The following is a 17,998-nucleotide window of genomic DNA, read 5'->3' as shown; positions in this document are numbered from 1 at the left end:
GTCCGCTCACCAATGGCACTCGCCTGTGTGGCTCCTCCGGACCTACCTCCGCCGTGCCCGAGCGCCCGCGTGTTCAACGCGCCTACTCGCTGATGCGAGCTGCCACCAGCTTCAGATGTTCACGGAGCGCCTTGCGGCCCGCGCTGTTGGTCGCACGCCAAGCTTTCAGGGCAAGGTCCAGAAATGCTTGCTCGGCTGGCGCGACTGAGTCGCTCTCGCGAACTTCATCGAGCCAGCCAGCCGGCTTGCCGTGGTGCTGTTCGATCTGCCGGGCCAACTTGTCGCCGATCGGCCGGGACGACTTGATCTGGCTCCACATGCTGGGCGAGATCTGCAAGGTTGCAGCGAAGGTCTGCTCCAGCCCCTTCGGAGAGGCCCCTGATGCGAGCGCCCTCTCGGCGTAGGCCTGGAAGAGCGCCAGTGCGTTCTGTCTTCTGGTGATGGTCGTGTTGGCCACTTGTTGTGCGCAATGCAACGAGTTCAGACAACATTGTCGCAGGGGGTTGACGACAGGGTAAAGACTATTTACAGTCCGCCTCCTCTGCTCATCGAGCACAACTTTCTTCAAAGAGATCCATCGTGAAAACCAGGCCCGTCACAAGAACCAACCGACCCATCAAGGGTCTGGTCGCGTTCGTGCGCGCCGCGGCGATGGGGTCGCTGGGCGCATGCGACGTCGCCTTGCATCAGGTCTATCCGATGAGCTGCCGATTCGCGCCATCCATTGGCGGCTGGCAGCTTGATCAGAACGAGGACCGAATGCATCCGGGAGAGGGCAGCGCGTAGACGCGCACCCTCCACGCTCTGTACGCAGAGGCCCGGATTCCGAAAGGATCCGGGCCTTTTTCATTTCTGACTTCAACCGGCCTGCGCATCGGCACAGACCCGCGATCGTTGGATCGCACCACCGGCGACGGTGGACGCTCTTTAACAACTTGCTGCGAGGCGACCTCGGTACTGGTCGATGGATTGCCTCGCAACTTTTGCGGATGTAGCTCAGCAGGCAGAGCGCGACCACGCCATGGTCGAGGCCACGAGTTCGAGACTCGTCATCCGCTCCACTTCGGGTGTGTCCCTTCACTCCGTTGCCGCGTGACATGGTGTTGACGGCACGGGATGTGCGCGACCCTTGGCCAGGCCACGTGCAGCGAGACACCACATCCGACGGGATGCTCGCGTTTGGGCACAGCCGAAGTGGATCTCCATCGCCCTCGTAGCTCAGCAGGCAGAGCAGCCGCCTTGTAAGCGGCAGGCCGCGCGTTCGAACCGTCGCCGAGGGCACCACCAGTCAAGTCGCGTTCGTCTAGACGGCCGAGGACACCACTCTTTCAAGGTGGATACGCGGGTTCGAATCCCGCACGCGACGCCAGCACAAGGAACCCTCGTCGAGCTCACGCTTCGGGGTGGAAATCGGCCGCAACGATTGGGCGGCGCCGGAACCCGTGACCGGATGGATGCATTGCCTCGTTAACTCAGTGGCCAGAGTGCCGGCCTGTCTAGCCGGAAGCCGCGGGTTCGACTCCCGCACGGGGCGCCAGATCGGTTTGCCGAGATAGCTCAGCAGGTAGAGCGGCGCGTTGAAGGCGCGCGCGTCGGGGGTTCGATTCCCTCTCTCGGCACCAGGCAGTCAGAACCTCGTTAGCTCAGTTGGATCAAGAGCGCCGGTCTACGAAGCCGGAGGTCGCACGTTCGAATCGTGCACGAGGTGCCAACAACGGGTGCGTGGCAGAGAGGTTGATTGCGGCTGCCTGTAAAGCAGTCTCCCACGGGACACGGTGGTTCGAATCCATCCGCACCCACCAGCCACACCGGGCTAGCTCAGCTGGCAGAGCGGCGGCCTCCAAAGCCGAAGGTTCGCGGTTCGATTCCGTGGTCCGGTGCCAGTGCATCTCGACGTAGCCAAGTGGTTGAAGGCGGCGGCCTGCAAAGCCGCAGGCGCAAGCCCGCATCCGTTCGAATCGGATCGTCGAGTCCAGGCCTCGTTAGCTCAGCGGACTAGAGCGGCCGGCTTCTACCCGGCGGGTCGGCCGTTCGAATCGGTCACGAGGCACCAGTTCACTTCCCCGATAGCGCAGATGGCAGAGCGCCTGGCTGTTAACCAGGAGGTCCGTGGTTCGAAGCCACGTCGGGGAGCCATTTCAGTTTGATCTCGCGTAGCTCAGTGGCAGAGCACCGTCTTGATAAGGCGGGGGTCGGTGGATCGTTCCCACCCGCGGGTACCAGCTTCATCTCGGTGTGGCGCAGATGGCAGCGCGCGTGATTTGGGATCACGAGGCCGCAGGTTCGAGACCTGCCACCGAGACCAGCATCAGGCGTGTGCTTGGGTGTGGCCGTAGCTCAATGGCAGAGCCGTGGGCCGTGAACCCGCTGGTGCCGGTTCGACTCCGGCCGGTCACCCCCAAGCACATGCGAACTCCATGCGTCGCGAACTCGAGCGGCAGAGTACCGGCCTCTTAAGCCGGCATGTCAGGGTTCGAGCCCCTGGCGACGCACCAGCATCACCCCCTCGTGGCGGAATAGGCAGACGCACCGGTCTCAGAAACCGGAGCCCGCAGGGCATGTCCGTTCGACTCGGACCGAGGGGACCAGCCAGCAGTCCGGTAGCTCAGCGGCAGAGCAGCGCCCTCATAAGGCGAAGGCCGGTGGATCATGCCCACCCCGGACCACCAGCCACACGAGACCATCAACCACCGAAGGAGGTGTGCCATGAAGCCGATCGACCAAGACGACGTGAGCTTTCACGGTCACGAGCAAGCGGCGCAGAGGCTTCCCCTCTGAGACGGGAGTCAAGCGCGGGGACCGCGTTGTCGGCGGCGCGAAGGAGCTTGTCGAGAAGCTCGGCCGCAACGATCCGTGCCCCTGCGGCTCAGCGAGGTCGTTTCAAGCGCTGCTGCCTGCGCAGTGGCTGCTTTTGACGGCGTGAACCGCGATCACTATCGGCGTTGAACCAACGATGCCGATGACCAACGAGGAGAGCTGCCCGAGTGGGAAGGGGCTGGCTTGCTAAGCCAAGGCCGGCGACGCCGTCGCCGCGGGCGTTCGATTCGCTCGCTCTCCGCCACCAGGCCGCGTGGGTGTAGCTCAGAGGCAGAGCAGCCGGCTTTTAACCGGCAGGCCAGGGTTCGACTCCCTGCGCCCGCACCATGGTCCTGGATCTGACGGGGTGTAGTCGAGTGGCCTCAGACAGCCGGCTTTGAACCGGTGCACACAGGTTCGAATCCTGTCACCCCTGCCATCCACCAGCCCCTTAGCTCAGAGGCAGAGCAGCGCTCCTACAAAGCGAAGGCCGACGTTTCGAAATCGTCAGGGGCTACCAAACCAACTCTACGTCCGTAGCTCAGCTGGAAGGTATGCGTCCGGCCAAGTCACCTTGACGCCGAGCGCGGAACTCGCGTCGTTGCTCAAGAAGCGGCCGACCAGCGATGCGGCAGCAGCTCTTCGATGCGGCTGGCTGGATGCGTCGGCAACCGCTCGAGCACATCCTTGAGGTACGCGTAGGGGTCGTGCCCGTTGATGCGGGCCGAGTGCAGCAAGCTCATGATCGCCGCGGCCCGTTTGCCAGCGCGCAGGCTGCCGGCGAACAGCCAGTTCGCCCTCCCGAGGGCAATCGGCCTGATGTGGTTCTCGACCCAGTTGTTCGAGATCGGCACGTCGCCGTCGTCGACGAAGCGAGTGAGCTCCTTCCAGCGCTTGAGGCTGTAGTCGATGGCTTTCATCGTGGCCGACCCGGTCGGCACCAGTTGCCGCTGGGCTAGCAACCAGCGATGGAAGACGGCGAGCACTCGTCGTGACTTGCGCTGCCGGATCCGTCTTCGCTCGTTGCTGGGCAGTGTCTCGATCTCGCGTTCGATGCGGAACAAGCTCTGGTGGTACCGCAGCGCCTGGTGGCCAACCTCGCTGCGGTGGTTGGCCCACAGGTCGTTGAACTTCCTGCGGGCGTGCGCCATGCACTGGGCCGAGGTCACACCCTTCTCGAAGCAGGCGCTGTAGCCGCTGAACCCGTCGGTGACCAGCGTGCCTTGCCAGGCGGAGGGCGTGTCCAGGCGCAGGAACTCGCGCACGTTCTCCCCACTGCGGCTTTCGCTGAACTCGAACACGACCGCCTTGACCGGGTTCGTGCTCGGGGTGCAGTACGACCAGATGTAGGCCCGGTGCGTCTTGCCGTCGCGCAGGTGCTGCGGCTTGAGCATCGCCACCGGCGTCTCGTCGGCGTGCAGCACGACGTGGCGCCGCAGCTCGTTGGCCAGCGCCTGCACCAGCGGCTGTAGCTGCGCTCCGCACTCGCCGACCCACTGCGCCAGGCTTGATCGGGCTATCAGGTGACCGGCCCGCTCGAAGATGTGTTCCTGACGGTACAGCGGCAGGTGATCGAGGAACTTGGCCACCAGCAGGTGGGCCAGCAGGCCAGCGGTCGGGATGCCCTTGTCGATGACGTGCGCTGGCACCGGCGCCTGCACGATCTTCTCGCAGCACCGGCACGCCCACTTGCCGCGCACGTGGCGCTCGACGGTGAAGACGCCGGGCTGGTAGTCCAGCTTCTCGGCCACGTCCTCGCCAATGCGCTGCATCGGCTGCCCGCAGCCGCAGGTCGTGTCCGCCGGTTCGTGGGCGACGTCGCGGCGCGGCAGGTGCGGCGGCAGCGGCGCGCGCTTGGGCGTCTTCTTCTCGGTCTTGTCCTTGTCGCCTGCCTGGCCGCGCTCGCGCTTGAGTTCTTGGTCCAGTTCAGCCAGGTCGCTGTCCAGCGTCTCTTCGAGCAGGCTCTTCTGCTCGGGTGACAGCGTGCTGGCGAAGCGCTCGCTGGTGGCGGCGAACTTCAGCCGCTTGAGGATCGCGTTCTCGTGCGTGAGCTTGTCGATCAGCGCCTGCTTGAAGGCGGCGTCGCGGTCACGCTGCGCGATCAGCTCGTCCTTGGCTCGGATCTCGGCCAGCAGCGTCAGCATCGCCTGCCGCGTCTGCGGATCCAGGGCGTCCAGCTGCTCTGCGCTGATCATGGACAGCCATCGTGCCGCGTCGGCCGTCGCCGCGCATTGGCACATTCGGCAATTGCACGCCGCCGCCTCAGATCACGCGGATGATGCCAGCCTCGCCCAGGCGCTGCCAGGGCAGGCCGAGCACCAGTGCGTCGAACTGCGCGCGGGTCAGGTTCAGGGTGCTCGCGCCGTCAACCGGCCACACGAACTTGCCGGCGTTGAGCCTTCTGGCGGCCAGCCACACGCCGATGCCGTCGTGCACGAGGACCTTCATGCGGTTGGCGCGGCGGTTGGCGAAGAGGTAGGCGTGGTGAGGATGCGCCGCGCCGAAGGCACCGACCACGCGCGACAACGCGGCCTCCGTTCCCAGCCGCATGTCCATGGGTTGCACCGCCAGCCACACGGCGTCGACACGGATCACTTCAGCAGCTCGCGAACGAAGCCGGCCAGGTCACCCAGCGCGTGCTCGGGCCAGGCTACGCTCACCGTCACGGCTGCGCGTCGGATCTCCAGGCGGACTTCGGTCTTCACCTCAGATGCGGCAGGCGCTGGCAACGCAAGCGGTACGAACTCGGCAGGAGCGGGACGGTCGGCCGCAGCTACAGCGACCAGCGGCGCTCCCTGGCGTTGCCGAGCCAACTGCCGCCAGCGGTGCACCACGTTGTCGTTGATACCGTGCGCCATCGCCACCTGCGCTACGGAGGCCCCAGGCTCCTCACATTGCGCCAGCACCATCGCCTTGAACTGCGTGCCGTAGCGACGCCGGGTCTTGCCGCTCTCGCTTGTCATCGTGTCCACCTATCCCTACGTGGACACGATCCTTCAGGGTCGCCTACCGAGATTCAAGATGACTTTGCCGGACGGATACGCTGGAAGAGCGCGACCCTCCGAAGGTCGAGGCCGGTGGTTCGAACCCACCCGGACGTGCCATAGCGAAGTCACCCACGAAACGGCCAAGAAAGGAGGCCAACCATGCACCCTCACCACAGCCATGTGCTGCAACTCGACATCCAGGGCACGCCGCAGGCGTGGATCTCGCTCGAGCACGCGGCTCTGCACGTGGCCACGGGATCTGTGGCGTGGGTCGATGGCGATGGCCCGCTGGCGACCCTGCGTGGTGGCTTCAATGTCCAGCGTGGCCGGCAGTCGATCATCGATGTGCACCCGATCATCGCGCTGCGCGGCGCGTCCAAGGTCAATCTGTTCGACGTGGTTCCGGCGTTCAGCAAGGGCAAGCTGTTCCGGCGTGACCGGCTGACCTGCGCGTACTGTGGCCAGCGCTTCAACGAGCGTGACCTGCAGTGCGAACACATCGTGCCGGAGTCGCGCGGTGGCGGCTGGACCTGGATGAACCTGGTCACGGCCTGCGGTGGATGCAATGGACGCAAGGCCGACCGGACGCCGGACGAAGCAGGCATGCCGCTGGTGTACCTCCCGTACGTGCCGAGCCGATTCGAGGACTTCCTGCTCGAAGGCCGGCACATCCGGGCAGACGTGCACGAGTGGCTCGCGGCGAGGCTGCCGAAGGGCTCGCGCCTGAACTGAGCCGCGCGCCATGCATGGGCGACCTTCGGGTCGCCCATTTGCATTTTGGGACGGCAACACCGCGAGGGGTGCCACCCACGCTGGCTACGGTCGCGCGCTGACGGCTTCCCAGCTCAAGCCGTGCTTCTGCAGGTACTTTCTAAGGCGGTCGGCATCGTTGACCACCGTGCGTTGCATGCGTGACCGATCGAACAGCTTGCGACCGGCCTCGGACAAGGTTCGAGCTTGCCGGCAGACACTCACGACCGCTTCGAGCTGAACGCGATCGAAGAGGTCCAGTTCCGCCAGCGATTCGGCAGGGAGCAGGCCGTCGAGGGAGGCCCCATCGGTGACCGCCTCCCCGGTGGCGGTGTGCTGCCACAGCCAACGCAGCCGTTGCACTTCGGCATCGACCTGCGCGGCCGAAATCCGCCCACCGTCGGCGAGCGTTGCCAGTCGGGTGACGCTGGCCGAAAGGTCGCGGAAGTTGCCGCTCCAGAGCGCCTCGGCCGACTGCGCGAAGCTTAGGTACTGGGCCTTGGCCTCGGCGTTGAATCGCACCGCGCGGCCGATCTCTGCCGCGGCACGGGCCAGCAGATGCTCGATGTTGGGCTCCAGATCCTCGGGCCGTTGCGCCAGTCCGGGCAGGGTGTACGCCCACAGGTTGATGCGAGCGTAGAGGTCCTCGCGGAAACGGCCCTGCGCTACGTCCACCCGCAGGTCCCGGTTGGTCCCTGCGATCAACTGGAAGTCGCTCGACACCTCTCGGTCGCTGCCCATTGGAAAGAACCGCTTCTCTTCGACGGCCTTGAGCAGCATGGCCTGCTCGTCGGCGCCGAGCTCCCCGATCTCGTCGAGGAACAGCACGCCCTCATGCGCCGTGCGCAACAGCCCGGCGCGATCGGCAGCGGCGCCCGTGAACGCACCCTTCTTGTGGCCGAACAGGGTGGACGCGGCCCCGTCACCGTGGAGGGTCGCGCAGTTGACCTCCACGAACTCGCCTTTCACCTGGTGCCGGGATTTCTTCAGCTCGAACATCCGGCGCGCCAGGTGCGACTTGCCGGCGCCCGTGGGCCCCGTCAACAGGATGGGCGCCTTCGAGCGCACGGCCACCCTCTCGATCTCTTCGATCAGGGCGTTGAAGCCCTTGTTGCGCGTGGCGATCCCGCTCTTCAGGAAGTCCAGCGCGTCGCGCTGCTCCTGCTCGAAGCGCTGGGCCAGCACGTCGTAGCGAGACAGGTCCAGGTCGATGAGGGCGAAGGTGCCTGGCTGCGCGCGGGTCTGCTTCTTCGGTGGGGCCGTCTGCAGCAGCACGCCCGGAATGAAGCGCGACTCCACCATCAGGAACATGCAGATCTGAGCCACGTGCGTACCGGTGGTGATGTGCGTCCAGTACTGCTCCGTGTCGGGCTTGAAGGTGTAGCTGCGCACCCAGTCGTAGAGCGCGCCATACATCTCGCCAAAGTCCCAAGGGTCGGCGATGTCCATCGCCACAAGGCGGACCTCGGTCTCTGGCGACACCGAGGCGATGTCGTGCTTGACGCCCTGCGCAAGCGCCTCGTGCCGAGGCGTGTAGATCAACTCGAGCCGGTGAACGACCGTGTCTTCGTGTTGGACCAGCGAAACGGTCGGGCGCCACTTCTCCCAGCGTCCCGCGCCCTGGCCGGAATCGAGCTGGGTGCCGAGGAAGCCGATCACGACAGTCTTCTTGGCCATAGCTCTGCAGATACATTACTAGCCAACAGTCTATATGAATTGCGATCTTGGCACGCCTTATGAGCACCTTGATTGAGGGACAAAACGCAGAAAGCCTTTTGATATCAGCCACTTAGCGGCTGTGCCCCTGGGCGTGGCAGCACCTGGCACATCGCTTGCGATAGAAGAACCACACAAGTTGAATGCACAGAGGAGAACACTCATGGTCAACACCCAACTCTTTCAGTCGCTGAAGGGCGCGCTGCTGCCCGATGCCACCGCCCGCAACCACGAGCAGGCACCGGCCTATGCCCTGAGCGCTCGCTACCAACTGGCACAGCTCGCTGCGACCGGTTGCCTGAACCAGACGTTCTACGCGAGCGCGGAGTCGCAGCTGGACACGGTGCGTGCTCTGGCGCAAACCGTGGACGCCGAGTTCGTGGCCAAGACGGCGGTCTACGCACGCCAGGCTGGCCACATGAAGGACATGCCGGCCCTGTTGGCCGCCACCCTCGCGGTGCGCGATGTGGCGCTGCTCAGCCAGGTGTTCGGCCGCGTGGTCGACAACGGCAAGATGCTGCGCAACTTCGTGCAGATCGTGCGCAGTGGCTCGATGGGTCGCAAGTCGCTGGGTTCGCGGCCGAAGAAGCTGGTTCAACACTGGCTGCTGACCGCCAGCGAGAAGCAGCTGCTGAACGCCTCGGTGGGCAACACGCCGTCGCTGGCCGACGTGGTGAAAATGGTTCACCCGAGGCCGGCGGAGGCCTGGCGCGCCGCGTGGTTCGCGCGGCTGATCGGCAAGGCCGTCGATGAGGCGGCGCTGCCGCCCATCACGCAGGCCTTCGAGCGCTTCAAGCGGAGCGCGGCCGGGGGCGTGACGTGCGACGTGCCCGACGTGCCGTTCCAGATGCTGACCGCGCTTGAGCTGAGCGCGGCGCAGTGGGCACAGGTCGCGCGGGCGGGTTCGTGGCAGATGGTGCGTCAGAACCTGAACACCTTCGTGCGTCACGGCGTGTTCGAGCTTGACGGCATGGCCGAAGCGATCGCAGCCAAGCTGCGTGACCCGAAGGCTGTTGCCCAGGCGCGTGTGCTGCCATACCAGTTGCTGTCGGCCTTCAAGGCGACGGGAGAAGGTGTGCCGGCGGTGGTCCGGGACGCGCTGCAGGACGCGATGGAAGCGGCACTGGCCAATGTGTCGGCGTTTGATGGCCGGGTAGTGGTGTGCCCCGACGTGTCGGGCTCGATGAGCTCGGCGGTGACGGGTCACCGCGGTTCGGCCACGTCGAGCGTGCGTTGCATCGATGTCGCGGCCCTGGTCGCGGCAGCGGTGTTGCGCAAGAACCCGGCGGCACGTGTTCTGCCGTTCGAGCAAGAGGTGGTGAAGCTGTCATTGAATGCCCGCGACTCGGTGATGACCAATGCGCAAGCCTTGGCCGCCATCGGCGGTGGTGGTACCAACTGCAGCGCGCCGCTCGCCTTGCTGAACAAGGAGCGCGCGAAGGTGGATCTGGTGATCCTCGTCTCGGACAACGAGTCGTGGGTCGATGCGACCCGCCGTGGTGCGACGCAGACGCTGCGCGAGTGGGAAGTGCTGAAGAAGCTCAACCCGCAGGCTCGCCTGGTGTGCATCGACATCCAGCCGCACGGCACGACGCAGGCGGCGGAGCGGCACGACATCATGAATGTTGGCGGCTTCTCGGATGCGGTGTTCGCGGCGATGGCCTCGTTCGCCGAGGGCAAGACGGAGCCGGAGCACTGGGTGGGCGAGATCGAGAAGGTCTCGCTGGCCGCGCAGTAGAAACGAAGTGAAGTAAGGAAGGTGCCGCATTCGAATGCGCGCAGGAGTACAGCACCACACTGCCACGCGGGCCGGCAGGCCCGCAGCCAGCGCTCTTGTGATCAAGACGGTGGCCGGCACCTCCTGCGAATCTGGTCGCGTGCGGCACCAACCTAGCCGTGAGTGTTGTCGAGTGGCGAATGCCTGGTGGAACTACATCGTTCTGATCGCCAAGGTTTCACCGGATTTCTAGTCGCCACCCGAGAACATTCGAAGGAAGAGAGTTTTGACGCGAATGCAGGTAGGACTACATCGGGAGCCATGGGGTTCGACCCCCCGATGCCGGGCAACCGGCACTGGCAAATCGTCTTGCCGTCCCTTGTCGCGTTTGTTTTGATGTCGCGTTGCGAATGCAGGTGGAACTACAGCCTACTAAGCTCGTGGTCGCGGGTTCGAATCCCGCCGGTCCCGCATCAGGGGGACCGTAGCTCAGTCCGGTAGAGCACGATCGTTTCACCAACCCTTGTCGCAACGAGGCACCATTTTTCGGTGAATGCAGATGGAACTACAGGTAGACGCACGCGCTGGCTCCTAAAGAGCCGGCGCGTGCCCTTCGCAGAGATGCGTGGGGCGCCCGGGTCCGAATCCCGGTCCAGCAATGGATGGCGGAGCAAGGTTTCATCGACCCTGGTCACCGTTTTCTGGTGTGAGATGAAGTGAGATGAACATGGAACAGAACTACAACACCGAGCAGCCCGATGGCGGCGTGCCCATCAAGATGTGGACGCGCGGCGTGCCTGTGGAAGACGAAGCGAAGCAGCAGCTCGCCAATGCGGCGCGCCTGCCCATCGTGTTCAAGCACATCGCCGCGATGCCTGATGTCCACCTGGGCATCGGTGCGACTGTCGGTTCAGTGATCCCGACCTTGCGCGCGATCATCCCGGCCGCCGTCGGTGTTGACATCGGCTGCGGCATGATGGCCTGCAAGACGACGCTGCATGCGAACGACCTGCCCGACAACCTGGCGCCGCTGCGTGCCGCGATCGAGCGTGCCGTGCCGCACGGCTCGTCGCCGCGCAACCGTGGTCGCGACCAAGGCAGCTGGGAGAACCCGCCCGATGCGGTGGACCAGGTCTGGGCGACGCTGGTGGACGAGTTCGATTCGCTGTGCGAATTGCACCCGCGTCTCAAGAACACGAACAACCGCAAGCACCTGGGTACGCTGGGCACCGGCAACCACTTCATCGAGGTCTGCCTCGACGAGGACGGCTTCGTGTGGTTCATGCTGCACTCGGGTTCGCGTGGCGTGGGCAACGCGATCGGCACCCACTTCATCGAACTGGCGAAGAAGGATGCCGAACTGCACCAGCGCAACCTGCCGGACCAGGACCTGGCGTACTTCGAGGAAGGCGCGCAGTACTTCGGCGACTACGTGCGCGGCGTGGGCTGGGCGCAGAAGTTCGCGGCGCGCAACCGCGAGGTGATGATGACCAACCTGATCGCGACGGTTCGCAAGGTCATCAGCAAGCCGTTCGAGTCGCATGTCGAGGCGGTCAACTGCCACCACAACTACGTGCAGCAGGAGCGCCACTTCGGCGAGGATGTGTTCGTGACCCGCAAGGGTGCGGTGAGTGCGAAGCGCGGTCAGCTGGGCATCATTCCCGGCAGCATGGGCGCGCGCAGCTACATCGTGCGCGGCCTGGGCAACGCCGAGAGCTTCGAGAGCTGCAGCCACGGTGCCGGTCGCGTGATGAGCCGTACGAAGGCGAAGAAGCTGTTCACGGTCGACGACCAGATCAAGGCGACCGAAGGCGTCGAGTGCCGCAAGGACAAGGACGTCATCGACGAGATCCCGATGGCCTACAAGGACATCGATGCGGTGATGGAAGCGCAGAAGGACTTGGTGGAAGTCGTCCACACCTTGAAGCAGGTGGTGTGTGTGAAGGGGTGAGAGCTCGGTGGCTCTCTCCCCGTTTCAAGATGAATGGGAGGGAGTCATGAACAACGAAGCACTGATCAGCGCGCACCCGATCGACCCGGTGATGCGGGTGCAGATCCTCGAGTGCCTGCAGCGACTCGAGGTCGACCACGACGTGAAGGTTCTGTTCGCCTGCGAATCCGGAAGTCGCGGTTGGGGATTTGCCTCCCCGGACAGCGACTACGACGTGCGCTTCATCTACGTGAACCGCCTGTCGTGGTACCTGACAGTGGAGTCGGGCCGCGACGTGATCGAGCAGCCGATCAGCGGCGACCTGGACGTAAACGGCTGGGACCTGCGCAAGACGCTGCTGCTTCTGCGTCAGTCGAATCCGACGCTGCTGGAGTGGCTGCGTTCGCCGATCGTCTATCGCGAAGAGGCCGACACGGTGGCGCGCCTGCGTTCGCTGGCGGAAGACGGCTTCTCGGCCGTGCGTGGCTACCACCACTACGTGTCGATGGCGAAGAAGAACTTCCGCGAGCACCTGCGCGGGGAAGAGGTTCGCTACAAGAAGTACCTCTACGTGCTGCGCCCGCTGTTGGCGGCTCGGTGGATTCGCGACGGGCGAGGTGTGCCGCCGATGCGCTTTGCTGCATTGGCGGAGGCCACGCTCGACGATCGTGTGCTGCTCGACGAGATCAACCGACTGCTCGAAGTGAAGATGCGTGCCGGTGAAGCCGCGACGAGTCCGCGATGGGTGGGCATCCACGACCTTATCGAGAGCGAGCTCGCGGCTGCTGGCGCACAGATGGTCGCAGATGCGTCTCGACCGGAGACCTCGATGCTTGACGCGTTTCTGTACGAGACGGTCCAGAAGAATGAACGAGAGAAGAATGGAACTGATTGAACTCGATGGCTCGACCGGCGAAGGCGGCGGCCAGATCCTGCGCACGAGCCTGGCGCTGTCGATGTGCACGGGCCGGCCGATGGCGATCCAACGCATTCGCGCAAAGCGTCCGAAGCCTGGATTGATGCGCCAGCACCTGACCTGCGTGCAGGCGGCTGTGGCCGTCTGCGGCGCGAAGGTGGAAGGTGCGGAACTCGGCTCGCAGACTTTGGTCTTCGAGCCCGGCCCAGTGCGCTCGGGCGACTATGCCTTCAATGTCGGCACGGCTGGCAGCTGCACCCTCGTCCTACAGACGGTGTTGCCAGCGCTGATGCTGTGCACTGAGTCCAGCCGGGTGGCACTCAGTGGCGGCACCCATAACCCGATGGCACCGCCGTTCCACTTCCTGGAGCGCAGCTTCGCGCCATTGCTGCGGCGCCTCGGTGTGGGTCTCGATCTGGAACTGCGTCGGCTGGGCTTCTATCCGGCCGGCGGGGGCGAGGTTTCAGCATTGGTGCAGCCGGCTGCCGGAGGTCTTCAGCCCTTCGACCTGACGGATCGCGGTCCGGTGCAGGAGGCGTATGCAGAGTGCTTCGCGCCGGCCTTGCCGAGTTCCGTGGCGGTCCGTGAACTCGCGGCACTGGCGCGCGTGCTGGGTTGGTCGGGTGAGCAGCTCCGCACGCCGGCAGTGCGGCAGAACGAGGGCCCTGGCAATGCACTGTTGGCCACGATTGCCTATGCGCATGTGAGTGAGGTCGTCACCGTTTTCGGTGAGAAGGGCGTGAGCGCAGAGCAGGTGGCGGGCGCCTTGGTCAAGGAGGTCAAGGCCTACCAAGCGAGCGAAGGCGCGCTGGGCCAGCATCTGGCGGATCAGTGGATGTTGCCGTTGGCACTCGCCGTCGTAGAACGAGGCGGCGCGGCGTCTTTCACCTGCACCGAGCTGACTGAACATGCCACGACCAACATCGGGGTGATCGAGCAGTTCCTGCCGGTAAGGTTTGATGTGGAGCCGACGAGCTCGAGCCATCGCGTGCGTGTGACTTCCGCAGCGACCGCGTGAACGATGAGGCCTTGACGAGCTTTGGGCAACAAGGTCGAGTATTCGAGGCTTCATGGAGGGCTGCTAAGCGGCGACCCATCTGAACCATCGACGGACCGCTCGGGGTCGAGTTCAGCCGGCTGCGTTTGCATGTCGAGCGACCGTTGTCAGTCGATGCGCCGACACAGCCTCTCGTTTGCCGACCCATTGGCGCTACCTCAGTCGGCCGCGACGACGACAGCTCGAGTTGGAGTTGACGCATTCGTACGTCGGCGACGGCCTTGCAGCTCTCCCTTTCGGGCCGAGGGCGAAGGCTTTGGATCCGCCTCAGCAGCGGCGGTGGCCTCGATGAAATCAGCCACGGTCTGCCATGCAGCCCGCAGCTGCGCCTCGCTCTTGCCGACGTAGTGACCCAGCGTGACATCCCCACCTGCAGAATGGTTCAGCATGCGCTTGAGTGCACCGCCGGAAACCAGCTCCTCGGCAATGCTCGCAAAAGTAGCTCGCAGACCATGCCCTTGAACTGAGGTCTCGGCCCGAGCGTTGATCCATGAAAGCGTCTTGCGTGCGTCAACGATAGGGAACAGGGGATCCTCCGGCTTTCTGCCGGCGCAGTACCGCTGCGCGATCTCGAGTGCCTGGCGAGACAACAGCAACTTGTGGTCGCTGCGATTCTTCGTGTCTCGAAGCACGAGCTTGCCGCCTTTGCAGTCAACATCGCCGACCTTGATGGGCTCGTACCCGTGGCGCTTGTTGCCGTGGATCTCGCCGCCTCGGCACCCGGTCAGCAGCTGGAAGCGGTAGTAGTCGGCGGCGACCTTGGACGGCGCGACACCTGCGGCGCGCCACCAGGCACCGAGTCGCTCCGGCGGAATGGGCGACGGGTTCCCTTGCGAGGCGGTGATGACGATTCGGTCGCGGCCAGCCGTATCACGACCTAGTCTGCCCTGAACAACCCGTTCAAGCCGAGGCCAGAACGGCGGCTGGGCGCAGTAGGCGCGTGCGAGCAGCGATCGCATCCGGCCAGACCGCCAGGAGCGCGTTCATCGCGTAGCGCGTCAGAACGATCAATGCCAAGACAAGCACCCGCAGGTGCGCCAGGATCAGCCGCAGGTTGTGTCCGGCACCGCACAGCACCGCGTGGAAGGCGTCGCCGTCGCTGCCTTTGAGCCAGTTGCGCGCCAGCAACCCGTCGGTCTTCATGTGGCCGATGGTGGGCTCGATGGCCTGACGGCGCTTGAGCAGCTTCTTCAGCGCCTTGGGCAGCCCCCGCGTGTGGCTCAGCAGCAGCCTGGTTCCGTCAGGCGGCTGCACACCCCGGTAGCCGCGGTCGGCCAGCGCCATGGCGGGCTTCACCCCCGTGAGGATCTCCACCTGCTCCAGCTGACTGTGCAGCGTGTAGCCGTCGTACGGTGAGCCGGGCATCGAGCGCATGCCCACCACCACGCCTTCTTTGGCCGTCACGGCCACGGAGGTCTTCACACCGAACTCGTACGGCGTCCTGGCCTTGCCCTTGGCGATGCACTCGACCTCAGGGGCATGTAGCGCGTACAGCTTGTTCTTGGAGTCCCGCTGCTGGGCGTGCAGCCGCTGCGCGGTCTCCATGCGGGTCTTCAGTACGCCGGTGATCTCGCCCGTCTTGCGCTGCACGTCGCGGATCACGCGGCCCAGCCAGGTGCGCAGCTTCTTCACCTCGCGGCGCATGCGGCGCCACTGCTGGGCGTGAGCATAGCGGCCGGCCTGGGCTTCGGCGGTCTTGCCCACCCGCGCGTAGCTCTGGCGCAGCTCGATGCCAGCGTCCTGCGCCGCAGCCACCAGCTGCTCTCTGGCCCGGTTCAGCAGCCGGCTGTCGGTGGGGTGCGCAATGGCCTTGGGCTGCACCGTGGTGTCCACGATGACGGTGCTCAGGCTCTGCCGCTTCATCACGCCGGCCGACATCGCCGCCTTGATGCTGTGCTCCAGCAGCCACTCGCAGCCTTCTTCGCCAATGCGCTGCCTCCAGCGCACCAGGCTCGACGGGTCGCAGGGCAGTTCATGCTGGAAGTAGCGCTGCCCGCTGAAGTGCTGCCAATACGGGTTCTCGATCCAGCGCTCGACCACGTCCTCATCCGACAACGCGAACGTGTGCTTCAGGTACAGCAGCGAGGCCATCAGCCGCGTGGGCAGCGCAGGCCGGCCGGTGGTGGATTCGAACTTGGGGCCCCAGGCCTGCTCGAAGGCCGGCCAGTCGATCAGTGCGGCGAGCTTGACCAGTTCATGCCGTTGATCGATCAGGTTGACCAGTTCCATCCGGAACAAGTCCTGCTCGGCGGCGTCTTGTCGGGGCTTCGGACCCATCGGCAACCTCGGTGCAGTTTGCACGGAACCGAGAGCAATTGGGCCTCAATCCTGCAACTCACACCATCGGCAATCGCCCGGAAAGCAAGCAACGGCAAGGGCTCTGGGGTTGTTCAGGGCCGACTAATCAGGTGGTTCGATTTGAGCAGAACTTGGTACAGGATGCCCTAGACAATCTAAGAGGGGACAACAAAGCCCTCTACAGCAGCGTTGTAGGGAGCGCAAACTTCAACTTGAACTCCGGGGCAGCGAATCTGACGGACCGCGCATACGCAATGATAATCGATCAGGTTAGGAGAAGCCTGGGTCGCGACATAGATTTCGCAAACATGAGCGATCGCATCGCAATTGGCGACGCACTAACTCGGGCAATACGCAACGATCGACGAGTTATCTGCGTGAGGTCTACCATCAAAAGGAACTCGTGCAAATGATCCACACAAAGAAGGAGTTTCGTTGGATAAACTGGATCCAGAGACGCCTCATTGAACTGCTAGTGTTCTCCGCGCTAGCTCTGGAGGTCTGGGCGTACTCAGATATCTCTCAACTTCAATGGCTCCCCCGGTCCTTGGCGACGATAGCATTCACGTACGGAATTGGCTTTCTCTACTGGCCGCTGTCGTGGTTGCTGCTTTTTGCCTTAAAGACCTACCCGCGAAGCAAGCAAAAATTTGAGATTCAGCGCATATCCGATTCTGTGTTCTACATCGCACACAGCTATATCTTGCTATCCCTCCTAGAAGGCGGCCTCATTGGACTTGAGCTGAGCATAGACTGGCAGTGGCCGACAATGATTGGGTGGTTCGCGGTAATTGGGCTGCATGCGTGGTGGACCATCCTAGCAACGCTGGCTTTGCGAAGGGGGGTCTAGGTGCGGCGCGAACCGGCCATGTGAACCATCGAAAGGAGCAAGCAGCTACAACTGGCCACAGGCTGCTTCATCGGAAACCGGCTTCCAGCCCTGGGTCAAAGCTCGATCTGCGCGGACATCCGTCATTTGGAATGTCTGCATCGACTGACTTGACTTGACCCAAGACCACGACCTTACACACCTACGCGATCAGGCTGGTATGTGCCAAGGGCAGATTCATCACCTGAACTCCAGATTGAAAGCGGCGGCCCGTGATACTCAAAAGCCGTTCCTATGAGAGTAGTGCTGAGAGTTTGGCCTCAACTAGGCCAGAGCCGTAGAGCGCATCCTCGGGAAGGTCTGAAGCTTGACTGGCCGGTACAAGCCTTTCCGAGAGAGTCCGGAACGACGCATCAAACTCAGTGACAAAGCGCAACCCGGGGTCATCATGCATTCGTGAAAATTTTGTAATTGACCACGGCTCCGCCTGCCAGTTCGGGAGCGCGCCCACAAACGGCCAGCGACCACTGCGCAGTTTAGAGTCCCCGCACTGGCAAACCCATAATGCTGAGCTCAAGCTTAGCTGCGAGATTATCAGGTCCGATTCGTCTTTGAGTTTGGGGCCAAAGAAGGCTACGACTGCGATTCCACTTCTCGGCCAATGAACAAGGACCCCCATGGCAAACCCTGCTGGCTGCAATGGCACCAAGAAGACCGACCCGCCGTCGACTCGTGGCTTCCTCATGTGATTGCTCGTCCTGCACGAAGATACCTCTTTCTTTTCTTGTTCTTTGGACTTATGGGTTGAATCATGTTGAATCCACCGTTTTCCGCTGCTGCGCTTGGATTCTCATCATATAGAATTTGCTCGCGGCCGCGCTGTTGATTGTAGTTGTCCGTACGCCTGTCAACTACAAACTTCAGATCTGGGAACTCACGATGACCTGCCCCTGTTTTCCGTACCACTGGTTTGGAACATCTCCGCGGGGTTGATGAACTTTA

11 protein-coding genes, 20 tRNA genes and 3 pseudogenes are annotated in these 17,998 nt (G+C 63.8%); 27 read left to right on the top strand and 7 right to left on the bottom strand.

What is annotated here, in order from left to right; genetic code table 11:
* Positions 1 to 82: 82 nt before the first annotated feature.
* Entirely contained in the window at positions 83 to 457 is a 375-nt protein-coding gene (locus KF892_24855) for a hypothetical protein (GenBank protein MBX3628242.1), read from the bottom strand.
* A gap of 122 nt (positions 458 to 579) precedes the next feature.
* Here KF892_24855 and KF892_24850 point away from each other — a divergent pair, with 122 nt between their 5' ends.
* The 22 genes and pseudogenes from KF892_24850 (at position 580) to KF892_24745 (ending at position 3,316) form a co-directional block, all read left to right on the top strand.
* On the top strand, positions 580 to 786 hold the full coding sequence (locus tag KF892_24850) for a hypothetical protein (protein MBX3628241.1): 207 nt from the start codon (positions 580 to 582) through the stop codon (positions 784 to 786).
* A 199-nt stretch (positions 787 to 985) separates the two neighbouring features.
* Positions 986 to 1,061: transfer RNA gene (locus KF892_24845), tRNA-Gly, on the top strand.
* 146 nt (positions 1,062 to 1,207) lie between these two features.
* Positions 1,208 to 1,284, top strand: a tRNA-Thr gene (locus KF892_24840).
* 8 nt (positions 1,285 to 1,292) lie between these two features.
* Positions 1,293 to 1,369, top strand: a tRNA-Glu gene (locus KF892_24835).
* A 92-nt stretch (positions 1,370 to 1,461) separates the two neighbouring features.
* Positions 1,462 to 1,537, top strand: a tRNA-Asp gene (locus KF892_24830).
* Positions 1,538 to 1,546: 9 nt separating this feature from the next.
* Positions 1,547 to 1,622: transfer RNA gene (locus KF892_24825), tRNA-Phe, on the top strand.
* A 10-nt stretch (positions 1,623 to 1,632) separates the two neighbouring features.
* A tRNA-Arg gene (locus KF892_24820) sits at positions 1,633 to 1,711 on the top strand.
* 5 nt (positions 1,712 to 1,716) lie between these two features.
* A tRNA-Tyr gene (locus tag KF892_24815) sits at positions 1,717 to 1,802 on the top strand.
* 5 nt (positions 1,803 to 1,807) lie between these two features.
* Positions 1,808 to 1,883, top strand: a tRNA-Trp gene (locus KF892_24810).
* 6 nt (positions 1,884 to 1,889) lie between these two features.
* Positions 1,890 to 1,975: transfer RNA gene (locus KF892_24805), tRNA-Cys, on the top strand.
* Between the two features lies 1 nt (position 1,976).
* Positions 1,977 to 2,053: transfer RNA gene (locus KF892_24800), tRNA-Arg, on the top strand.
* A gap of 7 nt (positions 2,054 to 2,060) precedes the next feature.
* Positions 2,061 to 2,136 (top strand) — tRNA-Asn (locus KF892_24795).
* 93 nt (positions 2,137 to 2,229) lie between these two features.
* Positions 2,230 to 2,305: transfer RNA gene (locus tag KF892_24790), tRNA-Pro, on the top strand.
* A 21-nt stretch (positions 2,306 to 2,326) separates the two neighbouring features.
* Positions 2,327 to 2,397 (top strand) — tRNA-His (locus KF892_24785).
* A 22-nt stretch (positions 2,398 to 2,419) separates the two neighbouring features.
* Positions 2,420 to 2,495, top strand: a tRNA-Lys gene (locus KF892_24780).
* A 7-nt stretch (positions 2,496 to 2,502) separates the two neighbouring features.
* Positions 2,503 to 2,588: transfer RNA gene (locus KF892_24775), tRNA-Leu, on the top strand.
* A 6-nt stretch (positions 2,589 to 2,594) separates the two neighbouring features.
* Positions 2,595 to 2,669: transfer RNA gene (locus KF892_24770), tRNA-Ile, on the top strand.
* Positions 2,670 to 2,842: 173 nt separating this feature from the next.
* Positions 2,843 to 2,923: pseudogene (locus KF892_24765) on the top strand (SEC-C domain-containing protein).
* Between the two features lie 47 nt (positions 2,924 to 2,970).
* Positions 2,971 to 3,061: transfer RNA gene (locus KF892_24760), tRNA-Ser, on the top strand.
* Between the two features lie 9 nt (positions 3,062 to 3,070).
* Positions 3,071 to 3,144: transfer RNA gene (locus KF892_24755), tRNA-Lys, on the top strand.
* Between the two features lie 15 nt (positions 3,145 to 3,159).
* A tRNA-Gln gene (locus KF892_24750) sits at positions 3,160 to 3,235 on the top strand.
* A gap of 6 nt (positions 3,236 to 3,241) precedes the next feature.
* Positions 3,242 to 3,316 (top strand) — tRNA-Val (locus KF892_24745).
* A gap of 85 nt (positions 3,317 to 3,401) precedes the next feature.
* On the opposite strand, the gene KF892_24740 is transcribed toward KF892_24745, so the two are convergent.
* From KF892_24740 to KF892_24730, 3 genes are all read right to left on the bottom strand, one after another.
* Positions 3,402 to 4,991 (bottom strand): IS66 family transposase, encoded by a 1,590-nt coding sequence (locus tag KF892_24740; GenBank protein MBX3628240.1) that lies wholly within the window; start codon positions 4,989 to 4,991, stop codon positions 3,402 to 3,404.
* 67 nt (positions 4,992 to 5,058) lie between these two features.
* The gene (gene tnpB, locus KF892_24735) at positions 5,059 to 5,391 is read right to left on the bottom strand and encodes an IS66 family insertion sequence element accessory protein TnpB (protein ID MBX3628239.1); all 333 of its coding nucleotides are present in this window, start codon (positions 5,389 to 5,391) and stop codon (positions 5,059 to 5,061) included.
* Complete coding sequence (locus tag KF892_24730) at positions 5,388 to 5,759, bottom strand: transposase (GenBank protein MBX3628238.1); 372 nt, start codon at positions 5,757 to 5,759, stop codon at positions 5,388 to 5,390. The genes tnpB and KF892_24730 overlap by 4 nt, the downstream gene beginning before the upstream one ends.
* A 183-nt stretch (positions 5,760 to 5,942) precedes the next feature.
* Here KF892_24730 and KF892_24725 point away from each other — a divergent pair, with 183 nt between their 5' ends.
* A complete protein-coding gene (locus KF892_24725; protein MBX3628237.1) occupies positions 5,943 to 6,515 on the top strand; it encodes an HNH endonuclease in 573 nt (190 codons plus the stop codon).
* An 84-nt stretch (positions 6,516 to 6,599) separates the two neighbouring features.
* Here KF892_24725 and rtcR read toward each other — a convergent pair whose 3' ends face one another.
* A complete protein-coding gene (gene rtcR, locus KF892_24720) occupies positions 6,600 to 8,210 on the bottom strand; it encodes an RNA repair transcriptional activator RtcR (GenBank protein MBX3628236.1) in 1,611 nt (536 codons plus the stop codon).
* 202 nt (positions 8,211 to 8,412) lie between these two features.
* Between rtcR and KF892_24715 the strand changes: the two genes are divergently transcribed.
* The 4 genes from KF892_24715 (at position 8,413) to rtcA (ending at position 13,830) form a co-directional block, all read left to right on the top strand.
* Positions 8,413 to 9,987, top strand: a complete 1,575-nt coding sequence (locus KF892_24715) for an RNA-binding protein (protein ID MBX3628235.1) — start codon at positions 8,413 to 8,415, stop codon at positions 9,985 to 9,987.
* Positions 9,988 to 10,693: 706 nt separating this feature from the next.
* On the top strand, positions 10,694 to 11,917 hold the full coding sequence (locus tag KF892_24710; protein ID MBX3628234.1) for an RtcB family protein: 1,224 nt from the start codon (positions 10,694 to 10,696) through the stop codon (positions 11,915 to 11,917).
* A 46-nt stretch (positions 11,918 to 11,963) separates the two neighbouring features.
* Complete coding sequence (locus KF892_24705; GenBank protein MBX3628233.1) at positions 11,964 to 12,791, top strand: nucleotidyltransferase domain-containing protein; 828 nt, start codon at positions 11,964 to 11,966, stop codon at positions 12,789 to 12,791.
* Positions 12,778 to 13,830, top strand: a complete 1,053-nt coding sequence (gene rtcA, locus KF892_24700) for an RNA 3'-terminal phosphate cyclase (protein ID MBX3628232.1) — start codon at positions 12,778 to 12,780, stop codon at positions 13,828 to 13,830. The genes KF892_24705 and rtcA overlap by 14 nt, the downstream gene beginning before the upstream one ends.
* Before the next feature lie 311 nt (positions 13,831 to 14,141).
* On the opposite strand, the pseudogene KF892_24695 reads toward rtcA, so the two are convergent.
* Both KF892_24695 and KF892_24690 read right to left on the bottom strand, forming a co-directional pair.
* Positions 14,142 to 14,750 (bottom strand): annotated as a pseudogene (locus tag KF892_24695) (integrase).
* Between the two features lie 118 nt (positions 14,751 to 14,868).
* Positions 14,869 to 16,146 (bottom strand): annotated as a pseudogene (locus KF892_24690) (IS5 family transposase).
* Positions 16,147 to 17,998 lie beyond the last annotated feature (1,852 nt).

Source organism: Rhizobacter sp. (assembly GCA_019635355.1).
GTDB lineage: Bacteria > Pseudomonadota > Gammaproteobacteria > Burkholderiales > Burkholderiaceae_C > Rhizobacter.
This window is presented reverse-complemented; position numbering and strand designations above follow the sequence as displayed.